Origin of the sequence: Serratia inhibens, from assembly GCF_003591175.1 — a bacterium.
Classification (GTDB): domain Bacteria; phylum Pseudomonadota; class Gammaproteobacteria; order Enterobacterales; family Enterobacteriaceae; genus Serratia; species Serratia inhibens.
Genome location: NZ_QYYG01000001.1, coordinates 1,368,880 through 1,381,984 on the forward strand (window position 1 = coordinate 1,368,880; position 13,105 = coordinate 1,381,984).

7 protein-coding genes are annotated in these 13,105 nt (G+C 43.7%); all 7 read right to left on the reverse strand.

Features of this window, described 5'->3' with window-relative positions; all coding sequences use genetic code 11:
* Position 1: 1 nt before the first annotated feature.
* On the reverse strand, positions 2–1,333 hold the full coding sequence (locus tag D4100_RS06520) for an HlyD family type I secretion periplasmic adaptor subunit (RefSeq protein WP_119803638.1): 1,332 nt from the start codon (positions 1,331–1,333) through the stop codon (positions 2–4).
* A gap of 56 nt (positions 1,334–1,389) precedes the next feature.
* Positions 1,390–3,156: a type I secretion system permease/ATPase gene (locus tag D4100_RS06525; RefSeq protein WP_119803640.1), complete on the reverse strand. Its 1,767-nt coding sequence runs from the start codon at positions 3,154–3,156 to the stop codon at positions 1,390–1,392.
* A gap of 494 nt (positions 3,157–3,650) precedes the next feature.
* On the reverse strand, positions 3,651–6,662 hold the full coding sequence (locus tag D4100_RS06530) for a beta strand repeat-containing protein (RefSeq protein WP_119803642.1): 3,012 nt from the start codon (positions 6,660–6,662) through the stop codon (positions 3,651–3,653).
* 733 nt (positions 6,663–7,395) lie between these two features.
* Positions 7,396–9,339, reverse strand: coding sequence for a hypothetical protein (locus tag D4100_RS06535; protein WP_147417741.1), 1,944 nt, complete (start codon positions 9,337–9,339; stop codon positions 7,396–7,398).
* A 25-nt stretch (positions 9,340–9,364) separates the two neighbouring features.
* Positions 9,365–10,450 (reverse strand): glycosyltransferase family 4 protein, encoded by a 1,086-nt coding sequence (locus D4100_RS06540; protein ID WP_119803646.1) that lies wholly within the window; start codon positions 10,448–10,450, stop codon positions 9,365–9,367.
* Positions 10,447–11,514, reverse strand: coding sequence for a glycosyltransferase family 4 protein (locus tag D4100_RS06545; protein ID WP_119803648.1), 1,068 nt, complete (start codon positions 11,512–11,514; stop codon positions 10,447–10,449). The genes D4100_RS06540 and D4100_RS06545 overlap by 4 nt, the downstream gene beginning before the upstream one ends.
* A gap of 54 nt (positions 11,515–11,568) precedes the next feature.
* Positions 11,569–13,002 carry an undecaprenyl-phosphate galactose phosphotransferase WbaP gene (gene wbaP / locus D4100_RS06550; RefSeq protein WP_119803650.1) on the reverse strand — a complete coding sequence of 478 codons (1,434 nt, stop codon included), beginning with the start codon at positions 13,000–13,002 and terminating at the stop codon, positions 11,569–11,571.
* Between the last annotated feature and the right edge of the window lie 103 nt (positions 13,003–13,105).

The window sequence follows — 13,105 nt, forward strand, 5'->3', positions numbered from 1 at the left end:
ATTATTCCTCGGTTAATGAAGTATGAGCGCGATCCAAAATAGGTTTAAACAGATAACTCAACAGTGAGCGTGAACCGGTCTTCACAAACACCTCCACAGGCATACCTGGTTTGATGTCTTCCCCACTCAGCATCTTCATGCCTTCAGGCGTTACCGTGATCTGCATTTGGAAATAGGGTTCACCGGTCCCCTTGTCCACCAGCCGATCGGCGGAAACCAACGTCACAGTTCCCGGAATTTTCGGGGTCTTGTTTTGGTTGAAGGCGGTAAACATCAAATCCACCGGCAACCCGTTGTACACTTTATCTACCAACTCTACCTTGAGGCGAGAATCCACCACCAGCGTAGCCTGGCTGGGTACAACGTCCATCAGGTGGTCACCCGCTCCCACGACGCCCCCCTGAGTAAAGATACTTAATCCGACCACGGTGCCATCTACCGACGAAGTGATCGCCGTGTTGCCGAGATCGAAATTCGCCATTTCAAGCTTATTTCTGAATTCACTGGCATCCATTTGAGTCTGCGCCAACTGGGTTCTGACCTCACGCTGATAATCGGCAAAGCGTTGATCAATCCGCTGCTGCGATTCCTGCAGTTGCTTTTGCAGTTGACCAATCCGCCCAATGGTTTCATCGATACTGCTATTCACCTCGGCAAACTGACGTTGAACCTCCAGATAGCGGTTACGCGGCAAATAACCGTCCGCAGCCAGCTGTTTCATGCTGTTCATCTGCTCGCGCAGACTCGAAAGCTGGATCTGTTTGTTAACCCGTGAGTCCTGCAGACCTTTTAACTGGAAACGCATGCCGTCCATTGACTGCTTATAGCCGTCAATTTCGCTTTGCAGCCCCAGGCGCCGGGAAGAAAACAACTGTGTTTGCAACGCAATGATTTCGGCAACGCGTGGCTGATCTTTGATTTGCTCAAAAACGGGTGAAAAAGTGACTTTGCTTAATCCGTCTCGCTCAGCGAGTAACCGCCCTTCCGAAGCCAGCGTGGTGTAGTACTGGTCCCGCAGCGAAGCGACCTGAGCCTGGGCCTGCACTTGGCTCAATTGCACCAGCACTTCGCCGGCTTTAACCTTATCGCCTTCTTTAACTGCGATATTTGTGATAATGCCACTGGCCGGCGCCTGCACCGTTTTACGGTTGCCGGAAACGGTAACGGACCCAGGTGCCGCAACCCCTTTGTCCAACGGCGCGAATGCTGCCCAGGCGAAAAAGCCAAACAGGCCCAAACCAACCACTAACCATCCCATACGGGTGAAACGCCGCTCGTCCTGAGGGATCTGCTCTGAATACGAGTCTTGCGGCTCGCCAATGTGCGTAGACATACCAACTCCTTTGACTGCAGGCGACGCATTTCAGCGCCGCCCGGCAAGTTCACAGCTTAATTAATTTGAGTTTTTGGGATATTGCCTTCGTCCGGCTCGGAATTGACTGCGCGAACCGCTGGCTGCGAAGCCTGCGCTTTCTGAGCATTCGCCAGCGCCTGCAACACCTGTTGAGTTGGGCCAAACGCATTGACGGTGCCGTTCACCAACAACAACAACTTGCTGGTCATCGACAGCAGATTGGTTCTATGGGTAATCAGAATCACCGTTTTATTCCGTTGCTTAAGGAACAGAATCGCCTGATTCAGCGCCTTTTCACCGGCATCATCCAGGTTGGAGTTAGGTTCGTCCAAGACGATCAGGGAAGGATCGCCATACAGCGCACGCGCCAAGCCAATGCGCTGCTTCTGCCCACCAGACAGCCCTGCGCCACCGTTGCCGATGACCGAATCATAACCATTAGGGAAACGCAGAATCAGTTCATGCACACCCGCCAGTTTGGCGGCCTCAATCACTTTCTCTGAATCGATAGCGTTAAAACGCGCGATATTCTCGGCAATGGTGCCGGCGAACAGTTCGATGTCCTGCGGCAGGTAGCCGATATAGGGCCCCAACTCGTCTTTGTTCCATTGATAAATGTCGGCGTTATCGAGGCGCACAATGCCTTCGCTTACTGGCCAAATACCGACCAGCAAACGTGCCAACGTGGATTTACCGGAAGCGCTTGGCCCAATAATCCCCAGCACGTCGCCCGGTTGAATGGCAAAGCTGACGTTATGCAATACCGCATCGGCTTTGGATCCAGGAGGAGTTGCCGTGACACCTTCAACCGAGATGATGCCTTCTGGCCGCGGTAAGGACATCCCTGTTCCGCGTTGTGGGTTCTTATCCAGTAAGTTAACCAGACGCCCATAAGAAAGTTTGGCTGCGCTGTAACTTTTCCAAACGTTAATCACTTGCTCAATAGGTGCCAGGGTGCGCCCCATCAGGATAGAGCCGGCAATCATCATGCCGGGAGTGATATGGCCATCAATCGCCAGCCATCCCCCCAACCCCAGTACCAACGACTGAAGCGAAAGACGAACAAATTTGGTAATGGAAGTAACACTGGCAGCCCGCTCGCTGGCAATCCTCTGGCTATTGAGAAATCGCTGATGCAAACCAAACCAACGACGCTTCAAGTTAGGCAGCATGCCGAGAGCTTCTATCACCTCAGCATTACGCAAATTGGTGCTCGCCAGACTGGCAGACATGATCGACAACTTGCTTGCCTCACCCAAGGGTTTCTTGGACACCATTTCGTTGATGACGGCAAGGGCAACCAATAACAGTGAGCCGATCAGCGCGAACAGTCCCAACCATGGGTTGAACAGGAAAATCACTAATAAATAGATGGGGAACCAGGGCGCATCGAAGAAAGCAAATAGAGCATTACCGGTAAGAAATTGCCGTACCGTGGTGAGATCCCCCAACATCTGCCCTGCATCTGAAGAACCGTTCTTAAGGTTCGTCTCGTATGCCGCAGTATAAATACGGGTATTCAAGCGCATATCCAACTGACTGCCGATACGGATAACCACCATGCTGCGGACATACTCTAATAACGCCATCATGCCGAACATGCCCAGCATAATCAGCGTTAACATCAGCAAGGTTATTTCATTACGTGACGGAAGTACCCTATCGTAAACTTGCAACATATAGATAGAGGGAACGAGCATTAACAAATTAATAAATGCGGTAAATATGCCAACGGTCCAGAAAATTTTACTGCGTGTCCGTATAACATCCGCAATTTCATTGCGCGGTATAAATTGGTTCACTTTCTGCCCTTACATCATGTGCACTGTCAGCCCAATCCGCATTGATTTCTTCTAAGGAAATTCCTAAAGGGAAAACTAAAAAAAATCCTAAAGAAGACTCACCCCAAACATGCTCGAGACTGCAGATACTTTTTTTTAACTATAGGTAGAGAAAGTGGATATCGGCAAGGTGGAACACAAAAAAAACCTCTTGTCGCAGGCTCAGCTAAAATGAGTGAAAACAGTATGATGAAAGGAAAGGCGAATAAAAGAGGATGAGTGTAGAAAATAAGTAAGTCCGTAATCGAGAACAACGGAGTATCTGGAATAGGCGGTTTCGGTCAACATGTAGACCTCTGTTGCTGTAAGTAATGCAATTTACGCGTACTTACCCTCAGTTGCAGCAACTGGATGGGTCGTTACCTGCTCAACGATATGCCGGTGCTGTGTTTAGGGCTGCCAAATAACAAAAGGCAGGTGCTTTGAGAGCACCTGCCTTTTTTAAGTTTCTTACCTTATGCTACTTCAGCAATCGGTGCGCTGGAGATACCAGCCAATTCAACGGTTGGTGAGTAGTGGAGCGTGCTTAGCAGATTCGAATGATCGGTGTTTTTTAGATAGATTACGCTGTCGTTGCCATCCAGTGTGTGGTCATCGTTGTTATCAACGATAATATAGGAGTCTGTACCGCCGGTACGCTCTACCCCAACAACCCCCACCTTGCTGACCAGCGCATTGTCGCCGCCAATACCCAGCAGTGAACCCAATGCCCCGACTACGCCGGTGATCAAACCGCCAAGTATTGCACTGATCGCATTACCCAGGACGCTTTCAGTACGTACGCCATAATCGGCCAAATCCGTGCCGGCATTTGACGAAATGGTCAGACCGGACAGATTGTCAACGATGCTGTCTTTAGCGCTGTTGAAGTCATTGATAGTAACACCGGCTGCGGTAGTACTACTGACCAGGTGATAGTCATTGCCGCCGGTGCTGCTGGTACCGCCGGTTACGGTCGTGTTACCCAGTACGGTGAAGCTGTCATCGGTTGAAGTACCGGTAAGGGAGAATTGAGTCCCACCCAGCCCCAGCAGAGTTGCAACGGTTGAGCCCAACGGTAACAGTGCCAACAGGTTGTACAATACCCCTTGCCCAGTACCGCCCTGATTCAGCACTACATCGATACCGCCGGTGTTGGATGACGCATCAAGATTCAGCAAGCTGGTGTAGCCTGCACCAACAGTCAGATCGAGATGATGATCGCCACTTACAGCAACGGATGTTACCTGAGAATTGGTGCCCGTCAGGTTCAATACGTTGCTAAAGTCACCGGTACCACCTGAGGCAATGTTGACCGTAGTCAGTGCTGTACCCAACAATATGCTGCTGCTGCTGTTCAAGCTGACGGAGCCGGCATTGACGTCAGAAGTACTGTTAGCCGTGAATGCAATGTCGAACTTGTTGGTAGCATTTTGCACGAAGGTGAAGTCAACGCTGCTGGCAGAGGTGGCATTCCCGGTTACTTCCATTTGTGCTGCAGTACCGCCGGCGACATTGATGACTTTCACCGCTTCGGCCAGACCGGACAACACGAACCCTTGAGTACCGACTGCAGAAGGCGCTGTCGCTTGAGTGACAGTGCCGCCTGCAGTACCTTCAACTGTAGCCGTACCGTTAAGCAGGCCGTAATCAAAGGTGTGGTTTTCGGTGGTCACTGCCGCACCGTTCAGGGTGCCGACTGATTTACCGATATAGCCCGCCAGGTCAACTTTCTCGAAGCTGGTGAAGTTATTGGCATTGCTGGTTACCGTACTACTGCGGATCCCCAGAATGTTTGAGGTTGTCGCTACGGATTTGGTGATGAAGTTAGCTGAAATCACGTCAGTGCCTGCACCGCCGTTACCGCTGATGCCGGCCCCTACGGTATTGGCACCACCGACAGCCGCATTACCAGCCCATTTCAGCGTATCGTTGCCTGCACCGAGGTTGAAATCCCCGGTACCTGTATTGACAGCGGCCGCACTGGTGACTGTGACATCATCGGCACCGGAACTGGCGTTCAGGATCACGTTGGCATTGTTTACGGTGATATCAACACCCGGGTTAACGCCGTTGTCGGACAAGTTGACCGTTGCTGCGCTGGTGCCGTTAATAGTCAGATTCGCCAGATGATCGGCGAACTTCAGATTCACATCGGCCACAGCATCGGCATTCAGCACTGCCTTCGTCAATACGGCTGTTTCAGCATTGCTCAAAACATGACTGCTGCCTGTATTTACAGTCCCGGTAGCATTACCACCAGCCGCAGTCGCTGTCAAAGTAGCTGCAGTTTTATAAAGCAGGCTATTACCAATATCGAATTCAAAGGCATGCTGTTGAGTAACTGTTCCCGCATCTGTTGCGACCGACGTGCGTAGATCAGTAATGATTGCCTGCGTGATAGCAATTTTATCTGCTCCTAAAGCACTGTAGAGGGCAAGCTGTGCCGGAGTCGCTGCTGTACCATGTACGTTTGTATATACATGTTGAATAAAATCATCACCAGTCAATTGCGCGCCCTTGCGCTGGAACTCTTCAGAATTAAGTAAATGCTTAATCAACGTCGAATATGTGATAATGCCGGCAGCCAGCGGTTTACTATAACCATCCAAACCAACTGCATCAATCCCTCGACTAGCAACAGCCAGATAAACAGTAGCGACTTGCTCTTGAAGGCTCAATTCAGGTAGTTCACCCGGTGCATAAGCTTTTGTTCTGGCCTCAAATACATCTTGCGCTGCCGAATCAGAACTACCAACAGTCCCACGCAGTGAGTTAACAATGTCGATAATGACTTGAGGGCGAGATGCACCACCAGCCAGTTCCGACAAATAGCTATTAAGCTCGGCGGTTGTCGGGTCACGTAAAAAACCGGCCTTGAACACGCTAGTGACAAATACACTATCTGTTGCTTTTACTAAAGTTGGTCGATCATTGTAAAATTTTGCGGCAACTTGCAAAAGAGTTTTCGTACCGTTATTCAGAGCCTCACCAAAAGTCGTGATAGTCGGTACCGATGCTTTTAGACTTAAAACATAAGTCAAGGCAAGCACATCACTTGCACCAGAACCGTTAGATGCAGTACCTGTGCTTGGATATAGAATCGTATTAACCGTATTTATAAAGGTCGTCTGGTCTCCCAGTTCTGCTGAGTCAAATCCACTATAGTCCAACAGATCGTTGACAATTGACGCTAAATTTTGGGACAGACTTAAACCGTTCCCTAGATAGCCGTTAAGTACCCCGGCGCTAGGTCCTTCACCGTGAACATTGCTATAAATTGTTGTTAGGATTTGCGAGTCAGTTTGCCCTCCATAAAGGGTAACGCCCGAACTACTACTCAACAAACTTTGAACATAATCAGAAAAACTTATATCCCCCCGTTCAATACTTGCTGCAACCAGGTCAAATGCAGCAGGTGTCGATTTCTGACCCAAAACTGCATACAGTAAAGCCACAGATTTTTGATGAAGTGCTAGAGAAGCCATTATAATCCCCTATGGAAGTAAAATTGCGTTACACAAAGGCAAAACTTGGCTAACTGCCAAGACCAAAATAAAAACAACAGGATAAACACACGAAATAAATAAAAACAAAATTAAAACAAGATAATCGGTACTTTTTCTAAGTTAAGTTCAAGTTATCAAAGTTGTCAATGTGGAGACAAACTAATTATAAAAACATAACTCATTGTTTAATATTGTTTTTTAAAATAGCGAACTGCTACTGCATGAGCATTGATAACGGGTGAAATTATTAACAAGATTATTAAATGCAAAGGGAGGTCTTGAAAAACATGCATTATCCATGTAGTTAGCATGGTTTAAAGTTTCGCTAAAAACCATGCTATTAAAAAGGTTAATTTAAGTCTTCAAAAAAGGGAGTAGGTATCACGGAGATGGGGGAGTGACTCTATATCTTTATACATAGACATACAGTACAGTAAAAACTTAACTTCATGTAAAAATCGGAGATTGGGAGAGAGGAATTTAAAAGGTAAATTAAAAAACAAAAAATCACTTATAAAAAAGAAAGCACACATATAGAACTAATTTTTTCGCAATTTAAAGCACAAAAAACCATAGCTTTTAAAAAATACCAATCTACAATTAACAGACAACAGACATTGATTATATGAAAATGGCCCAACATAGATTGGACCGTTTCACTAAAAATAAGGAAAATGGAACTCTGGACTCTAATAAATTACTTCAGAAAAAATCAACTCTCGATCTGACCATATCCTTTCCATATCCCAGGGTTACCACTTTTCACGCAAACCCAACCGATAAAACTACCGGGCATAGGGGATAGGTTGACTAATGAATCTCCAACTTTATAGTTCCCCTTAACTGGGGCTTCACTACCGACTAGTTTACGCGTCGCAGGAATAACCACTCTACAATTATCCCCAGACAATTTGAATATCCCTTTCGTTATGTTATTTAGCCACATTCCACCTTCTGAACCGAAGGTCACATTACCATTAATAAAACAATCATCAAATAAAATACTCTTTGTTGAAGTGGATACATTTACCCCCCCTCCAATATTGCATCCAGTAACGGAAATTTTAGCACCATTTCCAGATTGGTTGGTAATAAAATTATTTTTAACATTGCAAGAATTAAAACTTAAAAAACCGTCAGGGTAGTCAAGTTCAACCTCGTTGATTGTACAGCCCTCAAAACGTTTTTCTCCTGATGTTGTTAATGCAGTGATCTTATCCAATGCAACATCGCGAAACGTTAATCTACTATTAGTACCTCGTTTAACTTTTATCTTTTTAGGAGGGTGGCAACGATGTGATTCGACCCAAAACTCACCCCACTCAATATCTACTAGCGTCTTTATTTCATCAGAACCACCACCCTGTATCTTTATCGTGCCTTTGCGCTGTTTAAAGAGCGTCCCACCTTTAGTGCCTTCAATATCCCAATACGCAGAATACTCCGCATGAAGGTTAACAAAGTAATTTTCTATACCACCACTAAAATCACAAACAGGGGATACAGGATTATCTTCCCATTGGCAATTAGAAAAACGGAGATAATTGCAATCTGTTTTTGCTATAGAGGAAGTTAATACAATCGGACTATCGAGTGTTTTAGATTCATCAAAGGTATCCTTCAATGAATTGCGATCACCAGAAGTTCGCCCACAGTTAAATATATCAACCTGTTCAAATACAGAGTCTTGACATTTATCAATATAAAGCCCAGCCCCATCAAACTTCTCAATAGTGATCTGCTCAATACGCATCGCAAATTGATATTGAATAAAAATGCCTCGACAGCGACTAAGATTACCGATTAAATGAATATTCTTTATGCTAAGTGCGCGGTAGCCTAGCGCAACCTTAGCATCATCGTGGCGGCCAGAAAAATGCAAAGCCCCCATATCCTCGTAGCCATCACCTATAATTACATTAATAACTGTGCCACCTTTTTTTCCAGAACCCTCTATTTTAACCCCTGAATCAAAATTAAATACGACAGGTGTTTTTATTGTAATGATCCCGCGTGGAAGTTCAACGATGCGATTGCTACTGAAATTAACTGCTGCCTGTAATAATGGACCATTATCTTCAACTAATGGACTAACACCATAAAATACAGCCTGAATCTTATCGTTTCCTGATAATTTACGTTTCCAACGTTTTCCTTCCCTGGTTACAATCACCATCCCTCCGTCATCAACGCTGGTAAGATCAGAAGGATCGTAGTAGAACTCACCTCCACCAGCCAGAGGCGTTCTTGCTTCAATGCTCCTCATCTTTGGGGCCGACTGGGTTGATGGAATAGATGCAGCGAAGGAGCCAGCCTTCTGTTGTGGATAATAACTTTGTACTACAACAGTTTGATTAGCAGACTTCGGCTCAGTATTGCGTAATGTATCGATATCCGAACAGTCGTTTTCCAGAACAGGTAATTGTTCACCTGCAACTAGAGGCGTTTTAGCGATACTAGAGCGAGACGATAACAATATCGCAGGTATGAATGATGCAAGTACGCCGCGAAAAAAAAAACGCTTAGAAATATTGGTCTTTAAAGTTTCATCATTTGAAGGGTGCATAAAACTCTCCCATTTCTGCCGGTGAAAAGAGTAAATTAGAGTATTGGAATAAAAAGAGGTAAAACAAGAGGAGGTCTTGATATATTGCATGATAGGGCCCCCCCTACCATGACAATTAAACTAGCGAGGAATAAATTTTTTTAGTATTATAAATCATGTTGGTAGCGGTAAATTTTTTCAAGAATAAAGCTCTACCATTACTCCCCATTCTCTGCCAATCTTCTTTTGTGTTTGATTCAAGAAAACCAATAATTTCTTCTGGGTGGTCAAAATCAAACATGTACCCTGTAATATTTTCAACAACCATTTCTGGGAAAGAAGTACAATTTGAAGAAATCACAGGTAAACCATAGCTCATTGCTTCAAGCGGAACCATCGCAAACCCTTCCCATCGACTGGGAATAATAAGAACATCGGAATGTTCAAAATAGGGTTTGAGTTGCTCCGCAGTCAACCAGCCTGTATAGGTCGTTGCTGGTAACTTTTTTGAAAACGCTCCATTATTATGCACCCCTTCCCCTACAGCAGTAAGGTGGCAACCTATTTTTTCCAGGGCTGGCATAATTCTTTCAAAAACATCGAATCCTTTTTGAAAATCAAAACGCCCAACAAAAAGCAGGTTGACTTTATCTTTTGGAAAAGGATCCTCACTAATCCCCCCACCAATAACCTCAGGAACCCCATTATAGACGACATGCAGTTTCTCGGGAGGGAAACCATATTCAATGCTTTTATTTCTTTCATAGTGACTAACACAAATAATTGCATCTGTCATCGGCAATAGCATTCTTTCAATTCTAGAAAAGTAATTTTTATATTTTAAATTGCCTTGCATCAAAAAAGAAAATGCATGAGGACAGTAAACCACTTTAGGGCGACGAATTGGGTACATGAAGAATAAAACCAATCGCCCCATAACACCTGAAAACGTACTATGTAAATGTACAATATCAGGTTCGAGTGTATAAACATTCCTAATCATATTAGCGATAAAACTTAAGAAAGACTTAACATTTCTTCCACTACGCTTAAACGTTATGATATGCTTTTTATCTAATGGATGTAACTCCTGAATCTGAGTATCCGGCACAATACACATGATTGCTGATACTTTTTCATCATGACTCTGTTCTATAGCTAACTGCCGGAGTACAGTTGCAACACCGCCTTTTATCGTTTCCGCCACATGCAAAATTTTCATTGCCGACATCCTGATAACTCGTCAAGGATAGTACTAATTCTCTTCGCAGAAACATCCCAAGAAAAGCGTTTAATATTTTCCATCCCTGCGTTAATTAACTGGGTTCGCAATGTCTCTTCCGTGATGATGCGCCTCATACACTCAGCCATCATATTAGTATCTTCAGGGGGAAAATAAATTACACTATCCCCAAGAACCTCTGGCATAGAAGCTGCATTTGAGGAAATAACAGGACATCCACAAGCCTGCGCTTCCAGCGGAGGGATCCCAAACCCCTCATAGAAAGAAGGGAAAACAAATGCCAACGCCCCTTGATAGAGCTTAATCAACTCCTCATCATCAACGCGGCCAAGAAACTCAATATTATCAGTCTCCTTGATTAATTGACTGTAATCCTGGGTCGCAAAACTAGTTGCTGTCTTACCGATAACCTTCAATCGACAATCTATATCCTTTAATTTAAGAAATGCTTCAATCATACCATGAAAATTTTTATGATAATTAGGCGAGGATACAGCCAGAAGATATTTATCTTTATCTTTATCTTTATCTTTATCTAATGAGTGAAAATTCGCATCAACAGCATTATATATAATAGAGACTTTGTTTTCTTTTATTTTATAAACATCAACTATTTCCTTCTTAGAGAACTCACTCACAGTAAGTAATCTGTGTGAATTCCTTAGCATCAAAGGAATTAAAAAACCATAGAGTAAGTTGAATTTTTTAGAAAAGCTTTCAGGATAGCGTTTATAAGTTACATCATGATGGGTTACAACTTGGTTTTTATAAAATACTGGCGCAGTACTGCACAAGTTAAGTAGCAATGGCTTCCCATGTTTTTTTAAGAATGAAGGAAGTTCCATTTGCTCCCACATATGCCCTTGCTTCTTACCGATAACTTTCACATTGAGTTTATCAGCAACTGAACTCCTGACAATATTATCGGGGGAAACAAAAACCAGATCATTTCTAATATTTGAAAGGGACAATGACAATTGCTCTGCAAATCGTTGCACCCCCGTCAACTCTTGTGTAAGAAAACGAGCGTTAACATAAATCATAAATTACTCCAGTAAAAATCAAAACAAATTCATCAGGTTATGCAACAATTCGTTTTAATATGCTCCATCACGTTTAAGAACTACCGCAATCGTCTTAAATAAAATAGCAACATCATTCCATAATGCCCAATTTTTCACATACCAAGCATCGAAATACACACGAGTTCCATAATCAATATCATTTCGACCACTAACCTGCCAAAGACCCGTCATACCCGGTTTAGCCATTAGATAGTAATCAACGTCTCCCGCATATCTTTCTAATTCGGCTTCAACAACAGGTCTTGGTCCAACCAAACTCATTTCACCTTTGAAAACATTCCACAATTGAGGAAGCTCATCAAGACTCGTTTTACGGATAAAAGCACCAATTTTCGTAATCCGCGGATCATTTTTTAGTTTAAAGTCCTTTTCCCATTCAATACGAGCCTCTGGATCGTTCTCAAGAAGGTTTTTCAAAACTTCTTGAGAATTCGTCACCATGGAGCGAAACTTCAAGCATTTAAATTTAATACCATTATGACCAACTCTCTCATGCCCATAGATAGACTTGCCTCCATCACGTGACACTTTATATGCAAGGAATAACAATACCGGTGCCAAAACAAGCATGATCAATGAAGAACCTACAATATCGAAACAGCGCTTAATTAATCGCGAAGAATGTTTCGCCAAGTTATTGTTAACACGTAAAATCATAACCTCGTGACTGAAAATGAATGACATTTCAGTTCCGTATAACGGAACCCCACGAAGGGTTGGTATCACGGAAACGGAACGACAATTGTGAGTGGCTAAATTCTTTAGCCAGGTGTCCCGCAATGCATGTTGTTCAAATTCAAGTGCAACAATAAATTGTGTATTTGCTACATCGACAGAAGCCCAAAGTTCTTCTTCACTACTAATAAAAGGCACGCCAAAATAAGATGCTTCACAAGGCTTATCCGTACAAAAAAACGCTGACACTGCAAAACCAAGAACTTCTTCACTTTGCAGTGCCGCATATGCCTCGAAGGCATTTTTTCCGGAGCCAATAATGATAGTTTGTTTTTTCCAATGACCAAACTTATCAAGTAACTTCTTAACTACAGCACGACCGATAGGGACAAGAATGATGATCAAAGTCCACGTAAATAACCATACAGTTCGCGAAAAATTCCACTTTGAGAATGCAACCAAAGCGAGATCTAATATAGCAAAGATAAGTAAAGTTCTAAAAATTTCTTTTAACTCAAACCAAAATGGTTTGCGATAAGTATAATGACGTAACCGAGTCCAAAACCATACGACACAAACCAGGGATAGGCAAAATTGAGCCATTCCTCGCATAGTCATTTCATCGCGAGGAACGAACTCATCAATTCCCCCAAACACTTTATAAATAATAAAATAAGCTAAATACACTGAAACATTAAAGAAAAAAACATCAGAAAATGCTAAAGCGAACTTTGTGACAAGATTATCAAAAAGCCCTTTTGAATTATTCATATGAAATCCTGAACATAATGTAAACCACGACAATTAAATTCCTTCTGCTAATCTGATAATCACATCGATATATTATTCACGAATCCGTATTAATTAAACGATA

What these genes read in the sequence shown, in the direction of transcription:
- D4100_RS06520 (WP_119803638.1), bottom strand. Translation starts at nt 1,333, where the DNA reads ATGTCTACGCACATTGGCGAGCCGCAAGACTCGTATTCAGAGCAGATC.
- D4100_RS06530 (WP_119803642.1), bottom strand. Translation starts at nt 6,662, where the DNA reads ATGGCTTCTCTAGCACTTCATCAAAAATCTGTGGCTTTACTGTATGCA.
- D4100_RS06535 (WP_147417741.1), bottom strand. Translation starts at nt 9,339, where the DNA reads ATGCAATATATCAAGACCTCCTCTTGTTTTACCTCTTTTTATTCCAAT.
- D4100_RS06540 (WP_119803646.1), bottom strand. Translation starts at nt 10,450, where the DNA reads ATGAAAATTTTGCATGTGGCGGAAACGATAAAAGGCGGTGTTGCAACT.
- D4100_RS06545 (WP_119803648.1), bottom strand. Translation starts at nt 11,514, where the DNA reads ATGATTTATGTTAACGCTCGTTTTCTTACACAAGAGTTGACGGGGGTG.
- wbaP (WP_119803650.1), bottom strand. Translation starts at nt 13,002, where the DNA reads ATGAATAATTCAAAAGGGCTTTTTGATAATCTTGTCACAAAGTTCGCT.